This is a genomic window from Parafrankia irregularis, assembly GCF_001536285.1.
GTDB lineage: Bacteria > Actinomycetota > Actinomycetes > Frankiales > Frankiaceae > Parafrankia > Parafrankia irregularis.
Genome location: NZ_FAOZ01000016.1, coordinates 134,334 through 161,059, shown reverse-complemented (window position 1 = coordinate 161,059; position 26,726 = coordinate 134,334). Strand labels below are relative to the sequence as shown.

The following is a 26,726-nucleotide window of genomic DNA, read 5'->3' as shown; positions in this document are numbered from 1 at the left end:
GCCGAGCGGTAGATCGCGTCCAGGTAGGCGGCGGCGGCCAGCGTCGGGACACCGTGGCGCCGATGGTCACGCAGCACCGGGTCGCCCGCCCGGAGCAGCGTCTGGACGTCGGCGATCCCCGGCGTCACGGCGGAGGGGCCCGCCGCCGCACCGGTATCCGTCCCGGCTGGCGCGTCCGTCCGGGCTGGTGCTTCTGGCATCACAGCGGCTCCAGCTGAAGTTGAGGCGACTCCCCCGCGACGGCGGGAGGATCGACGGTCGGAAGGTCCGCGATCAGGCGGCGGGCCAACGCGTCGGCGGTGGGGCACTCGAAGACGAGCGTCGCGGGCAGCCGCAGCCCGGTGACGGCGGTGAGGTGGTTGCGCAGCTCCACCGCCATCAGGGAGGTGAGGCCCAGTTCCAGCAGCGGTGCGTCGGGGTCGACCGCGCCGCTGGAGTCATGTCCGAGAACAGCGGCGACCGTGCCGCGCACCAGGTCGGTCGCGGCGGCGAGGCGCTGCGCCGGCGAGAGCGTGGCAAGGCGCCCGAACCCGGCCGCGGCCTGTCCGCCGCCCGCCCCCGCCGAGCCGTCGGTCCCGGCACCGGCCATGGGGCCCGCCACGATGTCGGACGGCACGGTGTCGGACGGCACGCCCGGCACCGGGCGGGGCGCCGCGCCGGACCGCGGGGAGGGCACGGTGTGGGAGGTCGGGCCGGGGCCGTCGCCCACCCGTGCGGGTACCGGCGTGACCGCGCGGGACGGCCGGCCCCGCAGCACCGCCGGCCGGCCGAGCGGACCGATGAGCGCCGTGTCGTCGAGGCGGATCGGCACCACCACGGCCCGGTCGACCCGTCGGGCCAGGTCGTACAGGGCCAGACCCTCGTCCGTGCGCAGCGGTGCCGCCCCCAGGCGCCGCATCCGCCTCAGGTCGCTCTCGGCGAGGGCACCCGCCATCCCGGCCGCCGCCCAGGGACCCCAGGCCAGTGACCGGACCGGTCGGCCCGCGGCCCGGCGCCGCGCGGCCAGGGCGTCGAGGAACGCGTTGGCCGCGCCGTAGGCCGCCTGACCGGGGCTGCCGATGGTCGCCGCCGCCGACGAGAACAGGGTGAACTCGGCCAGCTCGACGCCGCGGGTCAGCTCGTCGAGGTGGACGGCCGCGTCGGCCTTGACCGCCAGCACCCTGCGCAGCTGGTCGGCGGTCAGGCCGGTGAGCAGCGCGTCGTCCACGACTCCGGCGGCGTGCACCACACCGGTGAGCGGGTGCGCCGGGTCGACGGTGGCGAGCACGGCCGCGAGCTGCTGACGGTCCGTGACATCACAGCCGACCAGCCGTGCCGTGGCGCCGAGGCCGGCGAGCTCGGCCCGCAGGGCCTCGACGCCTGGCGCGCGGTCCGCCCGCCGGCTGACCAGCAGCAGATGCCGGACCCCGTGGCGGATGACCAGGTGCCGTGCCAGCGCGGCCCCGAGCGCACCGGTCCCCCCGGTGATCAGGACCGTGCCCTGGGGGGCCAGCGCCGGCGCCGGGCCCACCTCGGCACCGGGGACGGGCGCCAGCCGCGGTGCCAGCATTCGGCCCGCACGGACCGCGAGCTGCGGCTCGCCCGAGGCCAGGGCATCCGGCAGCAGCGCCCGGCTGGCCGGGTCCCCATCGAGATCGACGAGGACGAACCGGTCTGGATGCTCCAGCTGGACGGCGCGCAGGAAACCCCAGACCACGGCCTGGGCGGGGTCGGGAGGATCATCGCCGACGGCGACGGCGCACGCCCGTGAGGTCACGATCGCCAGCCGGGAACCCTCGTGCCGCTCGTCGTCCAACCACCGGCGGGCCCTGTCCCACGCCCAGCCGGCGAGCCGATGGCCCGCCGCCCGCAGCAGTTCCGGATCGTCGGCGAACGTGCCCGTGTCGGGGGCGAACGCCACGGCGGGCGCCACCACCGCGCCCGGCGTGGGCGCCCCATCGACGGGATCCCAGTCGAGTGCGTGCAGCGGACCGGCCGCGCCGCGCAGGGCGTCCGGGCGGATCGCCCGGACCGTCAGGGACGTCACGAGCGCGGCCGGGCGCCCGGCGCTGTCGGCCAGCTCCATGCGGATGCCGTCGGCACCGGCCGCGGTCAGCCGGGCCCGCAGGAGCGGCACACCGACGGTTCGCACCCGCACGCCGGCCACCGCGAACAGGACCGGGACCGCGTCGCCCGACGCTCCGCCGGCGCCACCGCCACCGCCGCCGGCACCAGCACCACCGGCACCGGCACCGGCACCGAACGCCTCGAGCTGGACATGGCCCGAGGAGTCCAGCAGAGCCGGGTGGATGTCGTAGCGGTCCGCCGTCGGGCCGTGCTCGTCGGGCAGCCGCACCTCGGTGAACCACTCGTCGCCGCGCTGCCAGGCCGCGCGCATGCTGCGGAAGGCCGGGCCGAAGGTGTACCCGCGCTCACGCAGCCGGCCGTACAGCTGGTCCACGTCGACGGGCCTGGCCCCCGGCGGCGGCCAGGACGCCTCCCCGGAGGCCTCCCCGTCGTCTCGCACGGCCGGCCAGCCGTCCGCGCCCGCCGCGGAGGCGAGGACGCCGACCGCGTTGGGCGTCCAGATCTCGGCCTCGGCGCCCGCCGGGTCGGGGCGGGTGTGCACCCGCACCCCGCGCCGGCCGTGGGCGTCCGGCGGATCGATCCAGACCTGGACCCGCACCGCCTGGACGTCCCCGAGCACCACCGGGTTCTGGAAGGTCAGCTCCTCGACCCCGCCGGCGCCGACCTCCCGGCCGGCCCGCAGTACCAGCTCGACGAACGCGAGTCCGGGCACCACGATGGTGCCCCGCACGGCGTGGTCAGCCAGCCACGGATGCTCGGCCAGCGAGTACCGGCCGGTGAACAGCCAGCCGCCGGACGCGCCGATGAGGGTCGCGGTCTCGAGCACGGGATGGTCGAGCCGCCGCGCGCCGCCGGCATCCGACCCCACGGTCAAGGCACTCTCCCGCCCACCCGCGCGCAGCCCGCGAGGGCCGGGCCGACCACCGGCGGGCAGCCAGTGACGCTGGCGCTGGAACGGGTAGGTGGGCAGCTCCACCGGCCGCCGCCCGGCGGCCAGAACGTCGCTCAGCTCGACCGGTACCCCGTGCACATGCAGCGCGGCGAGGGTCGCCGCCAGCGCCCGAGGCTCGGGCCAGGGCGGGCGCAGCGCCGAGAGGCGCAACGGTGCCGCGGAACCGAGCGGGGCGGCGCCGCGGCCCGACGCACCGGTGCCGCCGGGATCACTCTCGAGGGCGTCCAGACACGAGTCGACCATCGAGGTGAGAACCCCGTCCGGCCCCAGCTCGACATAGGCGGTGACACCGCGCTCGGCGAGCCATCGGACACCGTCGCCGAAACGGACCGCCGCCCGGGCGTGCCGCGCCCAGTACTCGGGCGGAGGAACAGCCTCCAGCGGGGCGCCGGTCACCCCCGAGACGATCGGCACCCGAGGCGGGGACCAGGTGCATTCCGCGGCGACGCGGGTGAACGCGGTGAGCATCCCGTCCATGTGCGGGGAATGGAAGGCGTGGCTGACCGCGAGCCGGCGGGTTCGGCGCCCCCGGGCCGCCCATCCGGCCACGATCTCGGCCACGGCGTCCGCGTCACCCGAGACCACGACGGCCGACGGCCCGTTCACCGCGGCGAGGGCCACCTGGTGCTCCCGGCCCGCCAGCTCCAGGCCGATCTCGTCCTCCGACGCCTCGATCGCGGCCATCGCGCCCGTCGCCGGCAGCGCCTGCATGAGCCGTCCCCGCGCCGCGACCAGGCGGGCCGCGTCCGGCAGCGACAGCATTCCGGCCACATGGGCGGCCGTCAGCTCGCCGACGGAGTGGCCGATGAGGTGGCGGGGCCGCACGCCGCGGGACGTCATCAGGTCGTGCAACGCCACCTCCAGCGCGAACAGCGCCGGCTGCGCGTACTCGGTGCGCTCCAGCGCGGCGGCCGCGGACGAATCCGGCGCTGCGAGCAGGACGTCGTGCAGGGGATGGTCCAGGTGCGGGGCGAAGGCCGCACAGACCCGGTCCAGCGCCTGGGCGAAGACGGGCTCGGTGGCGTACAGCCCACCGCCCGCGCCGGCACGCTGGCTGCCCTGGCCGGTGAACAGGAAGGCGACCACCGGCTCGGTGCGGGCGACTCCGGCCGCACCGACCGGCGGTGGTCCGCCGGCCGCCACGGCGGCGAGCCCGGCCAGCAGCCGCTCGTGGTTCTCGGCCACCACGGCGGCCCGGTGGGACAGCTGGGCACGGCCCGCCGCCAGGGTGTGCGCCACGTCGGCGAGCGCCGGGCCGTCGACCCGGTCGGCCAGGTGCGCACCCAGCCTCTCGGCCTGGGCACGGAGCGCGGCGGCTCCCCGGCCGGACAGCGGGACGACCACCGGCCGGCCCGGTCCGGCCGGCGCCTGTTCCGGGATCGACGGCGCCTGTTCCAGGAGCGAAGGTGCGAGTTCCGGGAGCGAGGGCGCGTGTTCCGCTATCGCCGGGGCCTGTTCGAGGATGACGTGGGCGTTCGTGCCGCTGATCCCGAACGCGGAGACACCCGCGCGGCGGGGCCGGTCGTGGGCCGGCCAGGGCACCGGGCCCGTGAGCAGCCGCACGTCGCCGGCCGACCAGTCGACATGGGGGGTCTCGGCATCCACGTGGCAGGTCGCCGGCAGCACGTCCCGCCCCAGCGAGAGCACCATTTTGATCACCCCGGCCACACCGGCCGCGGCCTGGGTGTGCCCGATGTTCGACTTGAGCGTTCCCAGCCACAGCGGATGCCCGGGCGGTCGGCCCTGGCCGTAGGTGGCCAGCAGGGCGTGCGCCTCGATCGGGTCCCCGAGGGTGGTGGCGGTCCCGTGCGCCTCGACCACGTCCACGTCGGTTGGGCCAAGCCGGGCGTCGGCCAGTGCGGCTCGGATCACCCCTTCCTGCGACGGTCCGTGCGGCGCGGTCAGGCCGTTGCTGGCGCCGTCCTGGTTGACTGCCGAGCCGCGGATGACCGCGAGTACCGGATGCCCGTGTGCCACCGCGTCGGACAGCCGTTCGAGCAGCACCATGCCGACGCCCTCGCCCCAGCCGGTGCCGTCCGCGGAGGCGGCGAACGCGTGACAGCGCCCGTCCGAGGACAGCCCGCCCTGCCGGGCGAACTCGACGAACGGGGTCGGCGTGGCCATGACAGTCGCCCCGCCGGCCAGCGCCAGCGTGCACTCGGCGCGGCGCAGCGACTGACAGGCCAGATGCAGCGCGACCAGCGAGGACGAACACGCGGTGTCGATCGTCATCGCCGGACCGGCCAGGCCGAGGCAGTAGGCCACCCGCCCGGCGGCGACCGCCGGTGAGCCGCTGGTCAGCCGATATCCCTGGTACTCCTCAGCGGCGTCGGCCAGCCGCTCGCCGTAGTCCTGGGAGACCAGTCCGACGAACACGCCGGTGGGGGTTCCGCGCAGCGAGGACGGATCGACACCGGCGCGTTCGACCGCCTCCCACGACGTCTCCAGCAGAAGGCGCTGCTGTGGGTCGATGGTCGCGGCCTCGCGCGGGCTGATCCCGAAGAAGGCCGCGTCGAAGTCGCCCGCCCCCGCGAGGAAGCCGCCCATCACGGCATCCGCGTCCGGCCGGAGCGCCCGGAGCTCCGCCAGCGCCGAGTCCCAGCCACGGTCGGCCGGCACCTCCGTCATCGGATCCCGACCCGACGTGATCAGCTCCCACAGGGCGTCCGGGGTTTCCACCTCGCCCGGGAAGCGGCACCCCATGGCCACGATGGCGATCGGCTCATCCCCGGCGTCCCCACCGTCCCCGCCGCGACCGGGCGGGACGTCCACCGATGACCCGGTCGCGCCGTCCACAGGCAGGCCGCCGGACACGGACGGGCCGCCGGTCACGAGTGCGGTCAGGTGCGCCGCGAGTGCTCGTGGCGTGGGGTGATCGAAGACGAGCGTCGTCGGCAGGCGCAGCCCGGTCGCCGCCGCCAGCCGGTTGCGGATCTCCACGGCGGTCAGCGAGTCGACGCCTGTCTCCCGCAGCGCTCTGGCCGCCGGCACGGCCTCCGCGGCGCGATGCCCGAGCACGTCGGCCACCAGGGCACGGACGAGATCGAGGACCTCCGGCTCCCGCTCACCGACCGGCAGGGCCGCCAGCCGCGCTGCCAGCGCGCCGGCGCCGGCGCCGGCGCCGTCCCGGCCGCTGACGCCGTGCCCGCTGACACCACCGCCGTGACCGTCGGCGATGTGCGGGACGTCCTGCTCGCCGGTCGCCAGCTCGGCCTCGATCGCGGCCAGCAGGGTGCTCTGCCGGGTGGCGGTGAAGCCGGCGGTGAAGGCGCTCCAGTCGATGTCGGCGACGACGAGGTCCGGGCACGTGTCGTTCAGGGCCGCGTCCAGTGCCAGCAGGGCCCGCGCCGGGTCCATCGCGACCATGCCGTGCCGGCGCAGCCAGCGGCCCGTCTCGCCGCCGCCCATGCCCTCCTCGTCCCACAGCCCCCAGGCGACGGAGGTGGCGGGCAGCCCGCGGGCCCTGCGATTCGCGGCGAGCGCGTCAAGGCCCGCGTTCGCGGCCGCGTAGGCGGCCTGGCCCCCGGACCCCCAGATGCCGGCACCCGAGGAGAACAGGACGAACTCCGTCAGGCCGCTGTCGGCGCCGAACAGGTCGTCCAGCGCCACCGCGCCGCCCAGCTTGGCCGCGCCGGCGTGCGCCAGGTCGTGCGGTCCCAGCTGCCCGACCTCGGTGGCCTCCGCCGCACCGGCGGTGTGGTAGACCGCGTCGACGGGTCCGGCCTGTTCCAGCAGGCGGGTGACCGCGGCGCGGTCCCGCAGGTCCACGGCAACGACACGCGCCTCGGCGCCCAGCCCCCGCAGCCGCTCGACCAGGTCCCCTGTTCCGGCCGCCGCCGTTCCGGCCCGGCTGGCCAGCACCAGGCGCCGCACCCCGCGCCGGGCCAGGTGCTCGGCGACCCGGCGGCCGAGCGCGCCGGTGCCGCCGGTGACGAGGGCGCATTCCGGTGGCGGGCCCGGGCGCCACCCGCCCCGTGCCGGGTGGCGCACCAGGCGACGCACCAGCACGCCGGACGGACGCAGCGCCACCTGGTCCTCGTACCGCCCGCCGGCACCGTCGGCGTCGCCGTCGGCACCATCGCCGGCACGAACAGCGGCGGCAGCCGCCAGGACGGCGCGGAGCTGGGCCGCGGTGCGCTCGTCCGGCACCTCGGGCAGGTCGACCAGGCCACCCCAGCGGCGCGGCTGCTCAAGGGCCACCACGCGTCCGAAGCCCCAGATCGTCGCCTGGGCCGGGTCCGCGGGACGGTCCAGGCGCCCGGTGGTGACCGCTCCCCGGGTCAGGCACCACAGCGGTGCCGCCCAGCCCAGCTCGCCCAGCGCCCGGACGAGCGACGACGTGGCGCCGAGGCCGTCGGGCACCCCGTTGACCGGCACCGGCGCCGGGTCGGCCGCCAGCAGTGACACGACCCCGACCGGCGCGGCGGCGCAGGCCTCCCCCAGCGCCCTGACCAGGTCGCGCTGGTCGGCGGATCGGACCGCCACCGGCAGCCTCACCACCTCGGCGCCCGCGCCGGCCAGCGCGCGTTCGCACCAGCCGGCCAACGAGCCGCCGTCCGCACCGTCGCCACCGTCCAGGCCGGCCGCACCGTTCAGGCCGGCCGTGTCGGCCACGCCGGCCGTGTCAGTCACCAGCAGCCAGGTTCCGCCGCCCGTCCGACGGCCCGCGCGGAGCGGGGCGGTGGGCGGCGGGGCGGTGGGAACGGTGTGCGATTCCCAGACGACGCGGTAGCGCCAGCCGTCGACGACGGCGCGATCGTCGGCGCGCCGCCGCCAGCCGGCGATCGCGGCAAGGGTCTCCGCGAGGCGCTGCGACCCGGCCTCGTCGACCGCACCGGCGCCGCCGGGCAGCTCGAGCGCGCCCGGTTCCTCCTCGCCGAGCAGCTCGGCGAAGGCCTCGGTGTCGCCGGACTCGACCACCGACCAGAACACGTCGTCCCGCCGGGACCGGGGTGCCCGCGACGGCCCGGCCGGGTCGGGAACCGTCCGGCGCGCCTGCGGCGCAGGCCAGTAGCGGCGGTGTTGGAAGGCGTAGGTCGGCAGCTCGACCGGCGGCTCGGCACCCGCGGGAACGAACGGCGGCCAGCTCACCGGGACGCCGCTGACATGCGCCTCGGCCAGGGAGCGCGCCAGGCGGTGCGGCCCGCCGTCGTCCCGCCACAGGGTGGCCAGCACCACCTGGTCCTGGTAGCCCTCGGCCTCGCCCGTCGCCGCGAGCCCGGCGGTGAGCACCGGATGCGGGCTCACCTCGACGAACACGTCGTGGCCGTCGGCAAGCAGCCGCCTGGTCGCCCCGTGCAGGTCGACCAGGCCGCGCAGGTTGCGGAACCAGTACCCGGCGTCCATCTCCGTCCCGTCGCACGGCTGGCCCGTGACCGTGGAGTAGACGGGGATCTCGCCCGACTGCGGGCGAAGCCCCGCCAGGTCGGTGAGCAGCCGCGCGCGGATCCGCTCGACCTGCGGCGAATGCGAGGCGTAGTCCACGGGCAGCAGGCGGTTGCGGACGTCCCGCCCGTCGCAGGCGGCGGCCAGCCGTGCGAGCGCCTCGGACCCGCCCGACACGACGGTGGCCGCGGGCCCGTTGACGGCCGCCACCGCCAGCTCGTCCGCCCAGGGCGCGAGGAGGCGTTCGACGTCCTCGCGCGGCGCGGCGATCGAGAGCATGCCACCCTGCCCGGACAGCGCCGACAACGCGCGGGCCCGGCACGCCACCACCCGCGCCGCGTCCTCCAGGCTGAGGACCCCCGCGACACAGGCGGCGGCGATCTCGCCCTGGCTGTGGCCGACGACGGCGTCCGGTGTGACCCCGTGGGCCCGCCACACCTCGGCGAGGGCGACCATGACCGCGAACAGAGCGGGCTGGACGACGTCCACCCGATCCAGGTCGGGCGCCTGCGGCCGGCCGCGCAGGACGTCGAGCAGCTCCCATCCGGTGTGCGGCGCGAGTGCGGCGGCGCACTGCTCGATCCGCCGGGTGAACGGTTCCGAGACGCCGAGCAGCCCGCCGGCCATGCCGGCCCACTGTGTCCCCTGCCCGGGGAAGACGAACACCGTGCCGGCCCGGGACGTCACCACACCCGCCGCCCCGCCGGAGCCGGCCAGGCTGGTCGCCCCCGTACCGGTTCCCGTCCCCGCCGGGCCCGTCACGAGGCCGGGTGCGGGGTGACCCGCGGCGAGCGCGTCGAGGCCCTCGCGGAGCTCGGTCGCGTCCCGGCCGAGCACGACCGCGCGATGCTCCAGCGGCGCGCGGCTGACGGCCAGTGCGTGCGCGATCGCGCCCGGGCTGGCCGACGCCCCCACACCGGTGTCCAGGTGGTCGGCGAGCCGGGCGGCCTGGTCACGCAGGGCCGCCGGCGAGCGTGCCGACAGCAGCCAGGGAACGACCCCGGGCGCGGGCATGCCGCCGGGCACGGGTGCGTCGCCGGGCACGGGTGCCTCGCCGGTGATCACCGGCTCCGGCTCGGGTGCCTGTTCCAGAATCAGGTGGGCGTTGGTGCCGCTGATCCCGAAGGAGGACACTCCGGCCCGCCTGGGCTGGTCGGGGCGCCGTGGCCAGGGCGTGCTGTCGGTGAGCAGAGCCAGCGGACCGCTGGCCCAGTCGATGTGCGGGCTCGGCGGGTCGGCGTGCAGGGTCGGCGCCAACACCCCCGACCGCATCGACATGATCATCTTTATGACGCCGGCGACCCCCGCGGCCGCCTGCGCGTGCCCGATGTTCGACTTGAGTGAGCCAAGCCAGAGCGGCTGGTCGGCCGGCCGGTCCCGGCCGTAGGCAGCCAGCAGCGCCTGGGCCTCGATCGGATCGCCGAGCGCCGTGCCGGTTCCGTGCGCCTCGACGGCGTCGACGTCACCGGGGCTCAGCCCGGCGTCCGCCAGGGCCTGGCGGATCACCCGTTCCTGGGCCGGGGCGCTCGGCGCGGTCAGGCCGTTGCTCGCGCCGTCCTGGTTGACCGCGCTGCCCCGGATGAGCGCCAGCACCTGATGGTTGTTGCGGCGTGCGTCCGACAACCGCTCCAGAACCAGGACGCCGACACCCTCACCGAGCCCGAACCCGTCGGCCGCGGCGCCGAACGCGCGGCAGCGGCCGTCGGGCGACAGTGCCTGCTGCCGGCTGAACTCCACGAACGAGGTCGGCGTCGCCATCACCAGCGCCCCACCGGCCAGCATCAGGTCGCTCTCACCGCGCCGCAGTGACTGGCAGGCCAGGTGCAGGGCCACCAGCGAGGACGAGCACGCCGTGTCGACGGTGATCGCCGGCCCCTCAAGACCGAGGGTGTAGGCGACCCGACCGGAGGCGACGCTCAGCGTGCTGCCGGTGAGCACGTATCCCGCCAGCTCGCCGCCGGCTCCGGCGTCGGTGACCCGGCTGTCGAAGCCCTGGTGGATGACGCCGAGAACGACCCCGGTGGACGTGCCGCGCAGCGAGGTCGGGTCCGTTCCGGCACGTTCCACCGCCTCCCACACGGTCTCCAGCACCAGCCGCTGCTGGGGATCCATGGCGGCCGCCTCACGCGGGCTGATGCCGAAGAACTCCGCGTCGAAGTCGGCGACTCCGTCGAGGAACCCGCCCGTCTCCGGACAGCTCCCGCTCCCGCCCGGCCGCGCGGAACCGAGCTGAGTCAGGTCCCAGCCGCGGTCGGCGGGGATCTCGGAGACGACGTCGCGCCCCTGCGCCGCGATCCGCCACAGGTCCTGCGGGGAGCGGACGCCACCGGGGTAGCGGCAGCCGATTCCGACCACGGCGACCGGCTCCCGCAGGCCGGACTCGGCCCGCTCCAGCCGGGCACGGGTGTTGTGCAGCTCCGTCGTCACCCGACGGAGGTAGTCCAGCAGTCGTGTGCGCTCCTGCGTTTCCATACCGGGGCCTCACCGCACTGTGCTCGACGGATTCGAAGGTCTCGAGGGTGTGCGACGTCCGACGATCCGGACGTCTCGACGGGGAACGTGGGGGGCGGCGCCAGGCCGCGGTCGTCACCCTCCGGGCACGCGCAGTTCCTGGTCGATGATGGAGAACAGCTCCTCGGCGGAGGCGAGTGCCAGGCGCCGCTCGACGTCCTCCGCGTCCGGCGCCGTGGGGTCCACGCCGCCGATGTCCGGGTCCACGGGGAGCGCCAGGTCTGCCGGGTCGGCCTGGTCTGCTCGGTCTGCCTGGTCGGCCGGGTCAGGGGCCGGGTCGGCGGGTCGCGGGGATCGGTCCGACGGGGGGAACAGGTCCGCGAGCAGGCGGTCCGCCAGCGCGGCCGGCGTCGGATGGTCGAAGACGAGCGTCGCCGGCAGCGGCAGCCCGATGGCTTCCGACATCCGGTTTCGCAGCTCCACCGCCGTGAGCGAGTCCACGCCGAGCTCCCGGAAGGTGCGGTCGGACCCGATCGCACCAGGACCAGGCAGGCTGAGAATCGCGGCTCCGTGGGTACGCACCAGATCAAGCAGCTGCCGCCTGCGCAGTGGTTCGGGCAGGGCAGCCAGCCGCCCGCGGATCGAGTCCCGCGAACCGCCCAGGCTGCCGGGCCCATCGGGCCCACCGCGGGCGCCGGCACCACCAGCCGCGGCCTGGTCTGCCACGACGCGCGGCGGCTCCGTCACGCGGGCGAGGTCGCGCAGCACCGCGGGCAGGGCCGCGGCGGTGGTGCGGCGCAGGGCCGCCTGGTCCAGCCGTGCCGGGACGACGACGGCGCGGTCGGTGGTCAGGGCCTCGTCGAACAGGCGCAGCGCCTGGTCCGTCGGCAGGGGCACCAGGCCGGTGCGCGCCATCCGGTCCAGGTCGGCCTGGCGTAGCTGCCCGGTCATGCCGCTGGACGTCTCCCACAGCCCCCAGGCGAGGGAGACAGCCGGCAGGCCAGCATGTCGCCGGTTCCCGGCCAGCGCGTCGAGCGCGGCGTTGGCCGCGGCGTAGTTGCCCTGGCCGGCGTTGCCGAGCAGGCCGGCGATCGAGGAGAAGAGCACGAAGGCCGCCGGGTCACGGTCGCGGGTGAGTTCGTGCAGGTGCCAGGCGGCGTCGATCTTCGGGCGCAGCACCGCCTCGAGCTGCTCCGAGGTGAGTGCCGACACGGGTGCGTCCGACAGCACCCCCGCGGCGTGCACCACGGCTGTGAGTGGCCGCTCGGGCGGGATCGCCGACAGGACGGCGGCCACGCCGGCCCGGTCGGAGACGTCCGCGGCGACCACCGTCACCTGGGCGCCCAACCCGCGCAGCTCGTCGACCAGACCGCCCGTCCCGGCCGCACCGTCGGCGAGCGTCGCACCGTCCACACCCGTCACGCCGTCCACACCCGTCACGCCGTCGGCGCTCGTCGTTCCGCGGCGGCTCGCCAGCAGCAGGTGCCGCGCGCCGTGCCCGGTGACGAGGCGACGCGCGACCAGGCCGCCCAGTCGCCCGGTGCCGCCCGTGATCAGCACGGTGCCGTCGGGGTCCAGCCGGCGGGGCGGGACGAGGACGAGCTTGCCGACATGCCGGGCCAGCGAGAGCGTTCGGAAGGCCTCGCCGGCACGCGACATCGGATAGGCGGTCAGCGCCAGCGGCCGCAACGATCCGTCCGCGAACGAGGCCGCCAGTGCGGCGAGCATGCGCGCCGTGTGGTCCGGGCCCGGGTCGGTGGTGACGTCGAAGGCCTGGTAGGAGACACCGGGGTACTCCCGCGCGATCTGGGCGGGATCCCGCAGGTCGGTCTTGCCGAGCTCCACGAACCAGCCACCGCGCGGCAGCAGGCGCAGGCCCGCGTCGACCCGCTGCCGGGCCAGCGAGTTCAGTACGACGTCGACGCCCTGCCCGTCGGTCGCCGCGAGCACCTGCTGGTCGAAGTCGGTACCGCGGGAGTCCGCCACATGCCGTTCGTCGAGGCCCGCCGCGTGCAGGACATCCCACTTCGCCCGGCTCGCCGTGGCGAAGACCTCGGCGCCGGCCAGGCGTGCCAGCTGCATCGCCGCCAGGCCGACCCCGCCGGTGGCGGCGTGGATGAGCACCCGCTGCCCGGCGCGCAGCCCGGCGAGTTCCCGCAGCCCGTAGTAGGCGGTGAGGAAGGCGGCCGGCACGGTGGCCGCCTCGGTGAAGGTCCACGAGTCCGGCACCGCCGTCAGCAGCCGGTGATCCGCCACCGCCACCGGCCCGAACGCGTCCGGGAAGAGGCCCATCACGCGGTCACCCGGGCGGATTCCCGGTACGCCGGAGCCGACCTGCGTCACGACACCGGCGCCTTCCAGCCCGATTCCGCCCGGGTCGTCCACCATGGCCAGCGCGAGGACCAGGTCGTGGAAGTTGACGCCGGCGGCGCGCACCGCGATGCGCACCTCCCCGGCCGCGAGCGGCCGGCGGTCCGCGTGACCGGCGACCACGGACAGGTTGTCCAGGCTTCCCCGGCTGGTCAGATCCACCCGCCAGCCGTCCCCGGGCGGCAGCACGAGCCCGCCGCCCGCAGACCAGCCGTCAGCAGACCCGCCAGCCTCCGGCGCACCGCCGGAGGAACCGTTGCCGACGGAACCGTTGCCGACGGAACCGTTGGCGGTCGGCCCGGCCAGGCGGGGGACGACCATCTCGCCGGCCCGGACGGCCAGCTGTGGCTCGGCCCCGCCACCAGCGGCGGTCAACGCCTCCGCGGGCGGAGGCCGGTCACCGACATCCAGGTCGAGCAGGGCGAGCCGGCGCGGGTTCTCCGTCTGCGCCGACCGGACGAGCCCCCACACCGCCGCGCCGGCCAGGCTGGCGGGCCGGTCGGCGTCACCGGCCTGGACGGCGCCCCGGGTGACCAGTACCAGCCGGCTGTCCGCGAAGGTCTCGTCCAGCAACCACTGCTGGAGCAGATCGACGGCGGCGCCGGTGGCACGGTGGACCGCTTCCACCGGCGCCGCCGGATCCGGTACGCGGTCCGGCTCCGCGACCGGCGCGGGGTGGAACACCACGCTCGGCGCACCGGCGCCGGCCGCCACAGCCGCGCGTAGCTCGGTCAGGTCGCGATAGCGGGGGACGGCGCCACCGTCGTCCGCGCCCGCGTGCCCCGTGCCACGCACGATGCCGTCCGCCCGCTCGGCGAAGGACGGCGGCAGGTCGCCGACCAGAGCCCAGTCCGCGGCCGCGGCCGGGGAGCCGGGCCGCTCCCGGCCGCGGACCCAGCCGAGCCGGTAGGAGCCCGGGCCTGCGGATCCCGGCTGGGCGGGTGCGGGGCGCAGGCTGAGTTCGCCGACCCGCAGCACCAGCCGGCCGTCGGCATCGTGGAGCCGCAGCTCGGCTCGATGGGGGCCGGTTCGAGTCAGCCGTACCCGCAGCCTGGTCACGCCGACGGCGTGCAGGCCCACGCCTCGCCAGGAGAACGGGAGCAGCGGGCCGTCAGCCGCCGTCGGCGCGGCCGACGGCACCGCGGAACCAGGGCCGGGCCCCGTGGGACCAGGGCCGGGCTCCGCGGGACCAGGAGCCGCCGGCGCGTCGCCGGGGCCGGATGCGGCGCCGAACGCCGCGAGCAACAACGGGTGCAGGGCGGCGTCCAGCAGCACCGGGTGCAGCGCGAACCCCGCTCCCGATGGTTCGGGAGTGCCCCGCTCATCCCCCGGGGGCAGCTCCACCTCGGCGTACAGTTCGTCGCCGTCCGCCCACAGCGCGGTGAGCCCCCGGAAGGACGGGCCATAGCCGTGGCCCCGGTCGGCCAGCAGTTCGTATCCGTCGGCGATGTCGACCGGCACCGCCCCGGCCGGCGGCCAGTCCCCCGCGACGTCCACCGACAGCGCGTCGGCGGGTTCGCGGGCCAGCCAGCCGGTGGCGTGGCACACCCACCCGCCCTCGCCGTCCGGCTCGTCCCCCGCGCCGTTCGCCGGGGCGGTCCCGGTGGCGCCGAGCCCGCCGGCCACGGCGGCGTCAGCGCCGCCCGGGTGGGAGTAGAAGGCGAAGCCGCGCCGCCCGGACTCGTCCGCCGCCGCCAGATGCAGCTGGACGGCGACGCCGGATCCACCGGGCGCCGGAGCTGGCAGGGTCAGGGGTGCGGTCAGCGTCAGTTCGTCCAGCCACGGTGTGCCGGCGGCTCGCCCCGCGTGCAGGGCGAGGTCGAGGACCGCAGCCGCGGGCAGCACCACCGTGCCGTGCACCTGGTGCTCCCCGAGCCAGGGCTGGGCGGCCGGCGAGAGGCGGCCGGTCAGGATCCGCCGACCGTCGGGGAGGCGCACCACCGCGGTGAGCAGCCCATGCCCGGCCGCGTCGAGCCCGCTGTCGGCCACGGCCACCGCGGCGGGAGCGACCGGCGGCAGCCAGTAGGACGTCCGGGCGAACGCGTAGGTCGGCAGCGGCGTCGCGCGCCCGGACGGCCGGGGCAGCACCGCCGACCAGTCGGGCATGACACCGTGGGTGTGGGCCTCGGCGAGGGAGACCATGAACCGGTCGAGGTCGCCCTCGCCCCGGCGCAGGGTTCCGACGGCCGCCGCGGTGACCCCGTGCGCCTCGGACGTCTGTGTGCTGCTGACGGTCAGGACCGGGTGCGGGCTGATCTCGATGAGCAACCGGTGCCCGGCGTCGAGCAGCGCGCGGCAGGCCTGCTCGTACCGCACCGGTTCGCGCAGGTTGCGATACCAGTACTCGGCGTCGAGCCCGCGGCCGTCCGCACGCGCCCCGGTCAGCGTGGAGTAGAAGGGCACCGAACCGGTGGACGGTGTGAGGCCTTCCAGCGCGGCGAGCAGCTCGGCGCGGACCTCCGCCACGTACGGGCTGTGCGAGGGGTAGTCGACCGGCACCCGGCGCGCGTGCACCTTCGCCCGCTCGCAGGCGGCGAGCAGCGCGTCGAGCGCCTCGTCGGCACCGGAGACGACGGTGCTGTCCGGGCCGTTGACCGCGGCGATCGACAGCCGGTCCGGCCAGTCCGCGAGCAGCTCGGTGGTTCGTGCCGCCCCGACCTGCAGAGCGACCATGCCGCCCCGGCCGCGCAGCCGGCCCAGCACCCAGGCCCGCAGCGCGACGACGCGCGCCGCGTCGGCGAGGCTCAGCACGTCGGCGACGGCCGCGGCGGCGATCTCGCCCTGGGAGTGCCCCACCACCGCGTCCGGCTCGACCCCGTGCGCCCGCCACAGGGCCGCGAGCGACGTCATCACCGCGAACAGCGCGGGCTGTAGCACCTCCGCCCGGTCCAGCGGTGGCGCGTCCGCCGAACCGGTGATCACGTCGAGCAGGTTCCAGCCAACATGCGGCCGCAGCGCGTCGTCACAGGCCCGCATCCGGTCACGGAAGACCGCCGAGGAGTCGAGCAGCCCCGCGGCCATGCCCTCCCACTGCGCACCCTGCCCGGGGAAGACGAACGCGATCCGGCCCGCCAGCGCCTGACCTCGCACGACCCGCGGCAGCCGGCCGGAGATCTCGGTGACCGCATCGCTGGAGCCATCGCCCGACGCCCCGCCCGACACGTCCGACACGTCCGCCAGGTCCGCGGGCACGAGCCCCGCCAGCCCGGCGAGGAGCTCCTCCCGGGTGCGGGCGACGACCGCGGCCCGGCTGGGGTGCGCCGTGCGGGTCGTGACCAGCGCATGAGCGAGCGCCGCCAGCGGCGTCTGTTCCTCCCGGCGCAGCTGGTCGACGAGGCGGGCAGCCTGGCCGGCCAGATCATCCGGACGGGCCGCGGAGAGCACGAACGGCATCGCCGTGGTCACGGCGGACGAACCAACAGCCCCGGCCCCGGCCCCGGCCGCTCCGGCCCCGGCCCCGGCGGCGCCGGCTGGCTGCGCGGCCACGTCCGGGAGCGGATCGCCCTGTTCCACGATGACATGCGCGTTCGTGCCGCTGATGCCGAACGACGACACACCGGCGCGCCGGGGGCGACCGGCCCGCACCGGCCAGGCGACTGGTTCCGTCAGCAGCCGGACCGTGCCCGCGGACCAGTCGACGTGCGGGGTCGGCTCGTCCACGCCCAACGTTGCCGGCAGCAGCTCATGGCGCAGCGCCTGCACCATCTTGATGACCCCGCCGACACCCGCCGCGGCCTGCGGGTGGCCGAGGTTCGACTTGAGCGACCCCAGCCACAGCGGACGTCCACCGTCTCGCGCACCGTAGGTCGCGATGATCGCGTCGGCCTCGATCGGGTCCCCGAGCGTCGTCCCCGTGCCGTGCGCCTCCACCGCGTCGACATCCGCCGGGGCGAGCCCGGCGTCGCCCAGGGCGCGACGGATCACCCGCTCCTGCGACGGGCCGTTCGGGGCGGTCAGCCCGTTGCTCGCGCCGTCCTGGTTCATCGCGCTGCCCCGCAGGACGGCCAGCACCGTGCGACCGTTGCGGCGGGCATCGCTCAGCCGCTCCAGCAGCAGCAGGCCCGCGCCTTCCGCCCAGGCCGTGCCGTCGGCGGCGGCCGCGAACGGCCGGACGCGGCCGGCGGGCGACAGCCCACGGTGCCGGCTGAACTCGATGAGCAGGCCCGGGGTGGCCAGGACGGCCACCCCGCCGGCAAGCGCCAGATCACATTCACCGGCCCGCAGCGCCGCGCAGGCCTGATGCATCGCGACCAGCGACGACGAGCAGGCGGTGTCCACGGTCACCGCCGGCCCCTCGAGGCCCAGCACATACGCCAGCCGGCCGGACACGACACTGCCCGTCGTCCCGGTCAGGACGTAGCCGGCGACGTCCCCGCGGGCCTCATGCAGACGTGGGCCGTAGTCGGCCGCCATGGCACCGACGAACACCCCGGTCGCCGAGCCACGCAGACTGGCGGGCACGATCGCCGCTCGTTCCAGGGTCTCCCAGGCGACCTCCAGCAGCACCCGCTGCTGCGGGTCAAGCGCCAGCGCCTCCCGTGGACTGATGCCGAAGAACTCGGGGTCGAACATGTCCGCGTCGGCGAGGAACCCGCCGCGCCGGGTGTAGGACCTGCCCGGCCGCGGCTCGGGCCCGGGGTGATACCAGTCGAGCCCGTCCCAGCCGCGGACCCGCGGGACCTCCCCGGTGGCGTCCACGCGGTCGACGACCAGGCGCCACAGGTCCTCGGGCGAGCGGACACCCCCGGGGTAGCGGCAACCCATCGACACGATGGCGATCGGATCGCGCGACAGCGTCTCGTTCTCGTCCTCGTTCCGGCGCCGGCCCTCGTCGCGACCCGCCGTCTCGTCCCGGTACGTGATCTCAGGTCGGTGGGCCCCGTCGCCCGCAGCGCCCGGTGCCCGGCGCGACGTCGACTCAGGACGCAGCGTCAACCTCAGGTGACGGGCGAGCCGGCGCGCCGTGGGCTGGTTGAACAGCAGCCCGCTCGGCAGCCTCAGGCCGGTGGCGGCAGCCAGCCGATCACGCAGGCGGACGGCCGTCAGCGAGTCGAGGCCCAGGTCGTCGAACGGGCGGTCCGGGTCGACGGTGGACGGATCGGCGTGCCCGAGGACCCGCGCTGTCTGCTCCCGCACCAGATCGAGGAGGGCCGCGTCCGCCGCCGAGGGGGTGAGGCCGCCCAGCCGGTCGCGAAGCGCCTCGGCTCCCGTCCCCGGCCCGGCACCCCGCGCATTTGGAACAGCCGGGACACCCGAAACAGCAGGGACAGCAGGGACGGCCGGCGACCCGGAAACATCCGGTGCGTCCGCGGCATGCGGCAGGACCGGGCCCGCGGAAAGATCCTGGACGCCCACTGGATCCGAGCGGTCCGCTGCCCCCGGCACATTCCGGGAGGCGGAGGCGGCCACGCCGGGCCAGTGACGCGTGCGCTGGAACGGATAGGTCGGCAGGGCGACCCGCCGCGCGGTGCCCGGGCCGAAGCAGCCACCCAGATCGACATCCACCCCCGCGACCAGCGCCTCGGCCACCGAGGTCAGCATCCGCCGGGGGCCACCGTCGTCCCGGCGGAGCGACCCGATGACCGTCACCGGACCGAGTTCGGAGCGCTCCGCCTCGTCGTCGGCGGTGTCCCGCACGCTGGCGGCCAGCACCGGATGCGGGCTGACCTCGATGAACACGCGATGCCCCGCGGCGAGCAACGCCCGTGTGGCGGCCTCGAAGCGAACGGGCTCGCGCAGGTTTCGGTACCAGTAGGCGGTCGTGATGCCGGCGGCGTCGAGCCGGCCGCCGCTCACCGACGAGTAGAACGCGACGCGCCCCGCACGCCCGGTGGGACGGGCCGCACCGAGATCGCCGAGATCGGCGAGGAGGCGGTCCCGCAGCTGCTCGACCTGCGGAGAGTGCGAGGCGTAGGTCACCGGCAGCCGCTGCGCGCGGATGCCGTCGGCCTCGCAGGCCGCGACGAGCCGGGTGAGCGCCACGGGCTCCCCCGCGACCACACTTGACGCGGCACCGTTCGCGGCGGCGACGTGCAGGCCGTCGAACTCTCCGGCCAGGCCGCCGGACCGCGCTTCGGCCAGCCAGGCCTCGACGGCCTCGGAGCCCAGCGCGACCGCGACCATCCCGCCCCGGCCGGTCAGCGCACGCAGGGCACGGGCGCGCACCGCCACGATCCGCGCGGCCTGCCGCAGGGAGAGCACGCCGGCAACGCAGGCCGCGGCGATCTCGCCCTGGGAGTGCCCGACGACAGCGGCGGGGCGCACCCCGTAGGACCGCCACACCTGGGCCAGGGAAACCATCACGGCGAACAGCAGCGGCTGGACGACATCGACCCGTTCCAGGTCGGGGAGCTCGTCCCGGCCACGGAGGACCCGCGCGGGCAGCCAGTCGAGATGCGGTTCGAGCGCGTCGCCGCACGCGGCCAGCTGACGGCGGAAGACCTCGGACGTGTCCAGCAGGCCGGCGAGCATCCCGGCCCACTGCGAGCCCTGCCCGGGAAAGACGAACACGGTCCCGCCGGACGTCCCGGACGGCTCCCCACCGGCGTCCCCGCCCGCCCACGCGACGCCGTCCGACGGCCGGGCCTCGCCCGGCTGCCGGACGGCGGTCGCCCGCCCGACGACGGTCGCGGGCCCAGGGTCGTGTCGTGCCAGCGCGTCGAGCTCGCGCAGCAGCTGGGCACGGCCGCCACCGAGCAGGACCGCCCGGTACTCGAACAACGACCGAGTGGTGGCCAGGGAATGACCGACATCCCGCATCGACCAGTCCGGCTGGCCCGCGAGGTGCTCCCGCAGCCGGGTGGCCTGCGCCGCCAACGCCGCCTCATCCCGGGCCGACAGCACCCAGGGCATCGGACGGTCCGCGGCGCCCTCCGCGTCTTCCGACCCGTCCGCGTGTTCCGTATCCTCCGCGAGTTCCACGCCGGCCGCGGCAGCGTCGCGGGCGTCGCGGGCGCTCCCCAGCTCGATGATCTCGGAGTCGTCCTCGAGCCCGTCGTACTGATCGGGCGGGGCGACGGGCGCCTCGCCCACCACGACGTGGCAGTTCGTGCCACCCACCCCGAACGAGCTCACCCCGGCCAGCAGCGGTTCCTGGGGGCGGGGCCACCGTCCGAGCTCGGTGTGTACCCGCAGGTTCAGCTCGTCGAGCGGGATCCGCGGATGGGGGCTGCGGTGGTTCAGGCTTGGCGGCAGCTGCCGCGCTTCGATACTCAGGATCACCTTCAGCAGGCCGACGAGACCGGCCGCGCCCTCCAGGTGGCCGACGTTGGTCTTGGCCGAACCGACGAGCAGCGGTCGGCCGGGACGCGGCGACGATCCGAACGCGGCGCCGAGCGCTGCGGCCTCCACCGGGTCGCCCGCCGGGGTGCCCGTCCCGTGCAACTCGACGTACTGGACGTCCGCCGGGTCCACCGCCGCCTGCTGGTAGGCCCCGCGCAGCAGCTCCGCCTGCGCCGCGGCGCTCGGGTGCGCCAGCGACGGCCCGCCACCGTCGTTGTTGACGGCACTGCCCAGGATCACGCCGCGGATCGGATCGCCGTCGGCCATCGCCTGGGCCAGGGGTTTGAGCAGGACGGCCACCCCGCCCTCGCCGCGCACGAAGCCGTCGGCGCCGGCGTCGAAGACCTGGCAGCGACCGGTCGGCGACAGGCCGCCGAACGCGGCGGTGGCCAGTGCACGCTCCCGCGCGAGGTTGAGATGCACCCCGAGGACGAGCGCACAGGTGGACTCGCCACGGCGCAGGTTCTCGGCAGCCATGTGCACGGCCACCAGGGACGATGCCTGCGCCGCGTCCACGGTGAGGCTCGGCCCGCGCAGGCCCAGCAGGTAGGAGACCCGGTTGGCGATGACGGCCGGCTGCACGCCGGTGAAGGTGTGTGGGGTGATCCCCTCTGGTCCGTGGGCGGCCAGTGTCCAGGCGAAGTCGGCGCCGACCGCCCCGGCGAGCACGCAGGTCGCGCTTCCGCGCAGCGTGGCGGGCACGATGGCGGCGTCCTCGATGGCCTCCCACGCCAGCTCCAGGGCCAGCCGCTGTTGCGGATCCAGCACAGCGGCCTCGCGCGGGGAGATCCCGAAGAAGGACGCGTCGAAGCGGTCGACATCGGTCAGGAACGCCCCGTGACGCAGCGGGCTGCCCGCGGGCGGCAGGAACTGCCCGTCGGAGCCGGCCCCAACCCCAGCCCCAGCCCCAGCCCCAGCCCGATCGTCGGGGCTGGTTCCGGCCCAACGCCACGCCGGCATCTCACCGACGCCGCTGACACCGTCGCGCAGCAGTCGCCAGAAGGCGTCCGGCGTCGCCGCGCCAGGAAGCCGGCAGGCCACGCCGATCACGGCGATGCCGTCCGGCGGCAGCGCGCCATCGCGGGTCCCGTTTCTCCTGGGCGAGCCGAACCTTCCCATGGACGAACCGGGTATTCCCCTGGGCGAACTGGACACCACGGTCACTCCCACCTGCCGGCCAGGCACTCGGCCACCGCGGCGAGCAGTGCCGGCCGGTCAGCATTCAGGTAAAAATGGTCACCGGGAAAGGTACGGACCTCGACGGTCGTGGGCAGCAGAGCCCGCCAGGCCCGCAGCTGCGTGGTATTAACGCTGGTGTCCGTCCGACCGCCGTAGATATGGACGGGGCATCCCGGAGGATCTCCCGGGCGATGTCGATACGTCTCGAAAAGCTCGAAATCTGCCCGCAGTGCCGGCAGAAAGAGGCGCATTGTCTCGTGGTCGGCCAGCAGGAGCTCCGGCGTACCCCCGTGGCCCCGCAGTTCGTCGATGAACTCGGTGTCGGGCAGGGCCGCGATCTCCCTGCGCCGACGGGGCAGGTGCGGCGCGGCGGCGGCGCTGAGGAAGAGCAGGGCCGGTTCGGGCCCGCCCTCGGCTCGCAGCCGACGGGCGACCTCGTAGGCGACGAGCGCCCCCAGGCTGTGGCCGAAGAAGGCGAACGGCTCGTCCAGGCCGGGCCGCAGGCCGGCGACAACCGCGTCCACCATGGCGTCCATCCGGCGGATCGCCGGCTCCCGGCGGCGCTGCCGACGGCCGGGCGGTTCCACCGCGCAGACCTGCACCTGCGCACCGAGTTCCGCCTGCCAGCCGAGATAGGACGCGGCGCTGCCACCCGCGAAGGGAAAGCAGTACAGCCGTATCCGCGCACCCGTGACGCGGCCGCGATGAATCCATGGGTTCCTCGGGAGCGCCCGGTCCGCCGGCACGCCCGAACCAGGCGTCGCCCCCGCGCCGCCGCCGACATCCGCGCCACCGACACCGGGACGGTCAGGGACGGCGGCAGCGACACCGGAGCCGTCGGCGGATGAGCGACGGGGCCCGGCCAAGGGGTTCTCCGATCCCGATAACCCGCCCCGGCCGGGCACGCGTGTCGTCACCCGGCAGACGATAGGAATCGTCGTCGACCGCTCGGAACCCCTAAACCGACGCACCCCTGCGGCGACCGACGACCCCTAATCAGAGGGCCTAGATCGACATCCGGACCATCCTGCCCGGAAACCCCCCGCCCACCTGGCCAATCCGACACCCCACCGGGCCGACCGGCGGGTCCGGTGCCCCTACAGGGACCTTATAGGGGTCCGCATACCTCGCTGCCCGACCGATACGGACCACCTACCCGACCAGAAATTCGGAGTTCTCCCGGTTCGTCTTCTCCTCGCCGGCCAGATCCCCTTATCCGGATCACCATACGATGCTTTCGCATATTCCTGTGCAGATGCGCTGGCGGATTCCGGCGGACGCGGCGGTACACCGAGCCGGGCCGAGCAGGACGGTGAGCGGGCCTGAGCAGGACGCGAGGCCATCCGGCAGGTGACGAGCCGTGATCTCCGTCCCGGCGCGGAGCGCGGTCCGTCGGGCGGGCCCTGGGAGATCAGTCCCGGGAATGAGGGCCGATGTCCTCGGCTGACGCGGCCCCGGTCCATGCACTCTGGCTCCATGGGGCAGAAGACGATCGACGGCAACGAGGCGGCCACGTCCGTTGCCTACCGGGCGAGCGAGGTCATCGCCATCTACCCGATCACTCCGGCCTCGGGGATGGGCGAGCTCGCCGACGTGTGGGCCGCGGCGGGACGCCCGAACCTGTGGGGCGGGGTGCCCGAGGTGGTGCAGCTGCAGAGTGAGGGTGGTGCCGCCGGCGCCGTGCACGGTGCGCTGCAGGCGGGTGCGCTGTCCACCACCTTCACCGCGTCGCAGGGGCTCCTGCTGATGCTGCCGAACATGTTCAAGATCGCCGGCGAGCTGACGCCGATGGTTCTGCATGTCGCCGCCCGGACGCTGGCCACACAGGCACTGTCGATCTTCGGCGACCACAGCGACGTGATGGCGGCCCGGTCGACCGGCTTCGCCATGCTGTCGTCGGCCTCCCCGCAGGAGGCGCACGACCTCGCCGCGGTCGCGCATGCCGCGACCATGCAGACCCGTGTTCCGTTCCTGCACTTCTTCGACGGTTTCCGTACCTCGCACGAGCTGAACGAGGTCACGCTGATCGACGACCCGACACTGGCCGGGCTGCTGGCCGACGGGCACGTCGAGGCGCACCGGCTCCGGGCGCTGTCCCCGGACCGGCCGGTGATCCGCGGCACCACCCAGGACCCGGACACGTTCTTCCAGTCCCGGGAGGCGGCGAACGCGTACTACGCCGCGGTCCCGGGCGCGGTCCAGCAGGCCATGGACCAGCTGGCCGCGGCAACCGGCCGGGCCTACCGGCTGTTCGAGTACCACGGGCACCCGCAGGCCGAGCGGGTCGTGGTGATCATGGGTTCGGGCCGGTCGGCGGTGCGGGACGCCGTCAGCCGGCTGGTCGACCGCGGTGAGCGGGTCGGGTTCGTCCAGGTCCGGCTGTACCGGCCGTTCGACACCGGGGCGTTCCTCGCCTGCCTGCCGCCGACGGTGCGCACGATCGCCGTCCTCGACCGGACGAAGGAGCCGGGTGCCGCCGGCGAGCCGCTGCGCCTCGATGTCATCGCGGCCCTCGCGGAGCGGCCGGAGCGGATGCCGCGGGTCATCGGCGCCCGCTACGGGCTCGCCTCCAAGGAGTTCACGCCCGCGATGGCGGCGGCCGTGTTCGACGAGCTGACCCGGGAGAACCCGCGGCGCGAGGCGACGGTCGGCATCGACGACGACGTCACCCATCTTTCGCTGCCGGTGGACGAGGCCGGCTTCCCGGCGGAGGCCGACGACGTCCTGCGCGCCGTCTTCTACGGACTGGGCAGCGACGGCACCGTCGGCGCGACCCGGACCACGGCCGGCATCGTCGGCGACCACACGCCGCTGCACGCGCAGGCGTACTTCGTCTTCGACTCGAAGAAGTCCGGTTCGATGACGGTGTCGCACCTGCGGCTGGCGCCGCGGCCGGTGGACGCGCCCTGGCTGATCCGCGACGCCCAGTACGTCGCCTGCCATCAGTCGTCGTTGCTGGAACGGGTCGACGTCCTGACGGTGGCCGGGCGCGGTGCCACGGTGCTGCTCAACACCGCCTACCCGCCGGACCGGGTGTGGGACCGGCTGCCCGCCGAGGCGCAGCGGCATCTGCTGGAGAAGGATGCGCGGCTGTTCGTCGTCGACGCCGACCAGGTGGCGGCGGCGGCGGGCATTCCCGGCATCGTCAGCCCGGTGCTGCAGACCTGCTACCTGCGGCTGTCCGGGCTGTTCGAGGCCGAGGCGGCGGTCGAGGCGGTCAAGGAGGGCGTGCGCGCCGCGCAGTACAAGCGGGGTGAGGACGTCCTGCGGCGCAACATGGCGGCGATCGACGGTGCGCTGGGCGCGCTGCACGAGGTGGATCTGCGCGGCCGCGTGGTCAGCGGGCAGCCGCGCCCGCGGCTGACCGGGAACGTGCCCGAGTTCGTCCGGACGGTCACCGCGCGGATCATGGCCGGTGAGGGCGACCAGCTGCCGGTCAGCGCGCTGCCCGCCGACGGCACCTTCCCGGTGGGGACGGCCCGGTACGAGAAGCGCGGTATCGCCCGGGAACTGCCGGTGTGGGACGCCGAGCTGTGCGTCAGCTGCGGCAAGTGCGCGATCGTCTGCCCGCACGCGGCGATCCGGATGACGCTGTTCGACCCGGCACGGCTCGCCGACGCGCCGGCGACGTTCCGCCACACCCGGCCGAAGGACCCGCGCCTGGGCGACTACCGCCTCACCATCCAGGTCGCGCCGGACGACTGCACCGGCTGCGGGGTCTGCGTCGAGGCGTGCCCGGCGAAGAGCCGCGAGATGCCCGACCATCGTGCCCTCGACATGGTCGACGCGGCGTCACGCTTCGTCGAGGAGCGGGCCAGCTGGGCGTTCCACGAGACGCTGCCCGCAGTGGAGCCGGCGCTGGCTTCGGCGACGACCGTGCGCGGGTCGCAGCTGCGGGAGCCGCTGTTCGAGTTCTCCGGGGCCTGCGCCGGCTGCGGCGAGTCGCCCTACCTGAAGCTGCTCACCCAGCTGTTCGGTGACCGCATCATGGTCGCGAACGCCACCGGCTGCTCGTCGATCTACGGCGGCAACCTGCCGACGACACCGTGGACGACCAACGCCGAGGGCCGAGGGCCGGCATGGGCTAACTCCTTGTTTGAAGATAACGCCGAGTTCGGATTGGGGATGCGGCTCGCGCTCGACGCCCGGGCCCGGGAGGCCCGCCGGCTGCTGCGCGCCGAGGGCGCCCTGGTCGGCGACCAGCTCATCGGGGCGATCCTGGACGCCGACCAGTCGACCGAGGCCGGCATCGCCGACCAGCGCGCCCGGGTGGCCGAGCTGCGGCGCCGGCTGGCGGGCATGGAGCACGCCGGGCGGCTGGACGCCCTGCTCGACGACCTGGTCGAGAAGAGCGTGTGGATCGTCGGCGGCGACGGGTGGGCGTACGACATCGGCTTCGGCGGCCTCGACCACGTGCTCGCCTCCGGGCGTGACGTCAACGTGCTCGTCCTCGACACCGAGGGGTATTCGAACACCGGCGGGCAGGCGTCGAAGTCGACGCCGCGGGCAGCGGTCGCGAAGTTCGCGGTCGGCGGCAAGCGGACCCGCAAGAAGGACCTCGGCCTGGTCGCGGCGGCCTACGGCGACGTGTACGTCGCGCAGGTGGCCCTCGGCGCCAACGACGCGCACACCGTGAAGGCGTTCAACGACGCGGCGAGCTGGAACGGCCCGTCGTTGATCATCGCCTACAGCCACTGCATCGCCCACGGCATCAACATGACCGCCGGGATGGAGCACCAGAAGCGGGCGGTGCGGTCCGGGTACTGGCCGCTGTACCGGTTCGACCCGCGCGAGGAGGAGCAGCCGTTCTCGCTGGACTCCCGGGCGCCGTCGATCCCGTTCAGCGAGTTCGCGGCGGCCGAGTCCCGGTTCACCCGCCTCAGCCGGGCCAACCCGGCGGAGGCCGGCCGGCTGGAGGAGCTCGCGCAGAGCGACATCCTGGGCCGGTGGCGCAACTACGAGCGCGAGGCCGCGCAGGGCCGCGGGCCCGCCTCCGACAGCTGACAGCGGACAGCTGACGCAGCCCGCGGGTCCCCCGGAT

General features: G+C 75.3%; 4 protein-coding genes. 1 reads left to right on the top strand and 3 read right to left on the bottom strand.

Annotated elements, in window-relative coordinates; all coding sequences use genetic code 11:
- Nucleotides 1-199: 199 nt before the first annotated feature.
- From AWX74_RS42110 to AWX74_RS22870, 3 genes are all read right to left on the bottom strand, one after another.
- Entirely contained in the window at nucleotides 200-10,876 is a 10,677-nt protein-coding gene (locus tag AWX74_RS42110) for a type I polyketide synthase (RefSeq protein ID WP_091280573.1), read from the bottom strand.
- A gap of 114 nt (nucleotides 10,877-10,990) precedes the next feature.
- Complete coding sequence (locus AWX74_RS42105; protein WP_091280571.1) at nucleotides 10,991-21,625, bottom strand: type I polyketide synthase; 10,635 nt, start codon at nucleotides 21,623-21,625, stop codon at nucleotides 10,991-10,993.
- Nucleotides 21,626-21,666: 41 nt separating this feature from the next.
- Entirely contained in the window at nucleotides 21,667-22,551 is an 885-nt protein-coding gene (locus AWX74_RS22870; RefSeq protein WP_165615738.1) for a thioesterase II family protein, read from the bottom strand.
- Nucleotides 22,552-23,161: 610 nt separating this feature from the next.
- Here AWX74_RS22870 and nifJ point away from each other — a divergent pair.
- Complete coding sequence (gene nifJ / locus AWX74_RS22865) at nucleotides 23,162-26,689, top strand: pyruvate:ferredoxin (flavodoxin) oxidoreductase (RefSeq protein WP_091280564.1); 3,528 nt, start codon at nucleotides 23,162-23,164, stop codon at nucleotides 26,687-26,689.
- Nucleotides 26,690-26,726 lie beyond the last annotated feature (37 nt).

Coding starts and splice junctions, on each gene's coding strand:
- AWX74_RS42110 (WP_091280573.1), bottom strand. CDS start 10,876: ATGGAAACGCAGGAGCGCACACGACTGCTGGACTACCTCCGTCGGGTG.
- AWX74_RS42105 (WP_091280571.1), bottom strand. CDS start 21,625: ATGGGAAGGTTCGGCTCGCCCAGGAGAAACGGGACCCGCGATGGCGCG.
- nifJ (WP_091280564.1), top strand. CDS start 23,162: ATGGGGCAGAAGACGATCGACGGCAACGAGGCGGCCACGTCCGTTGCC.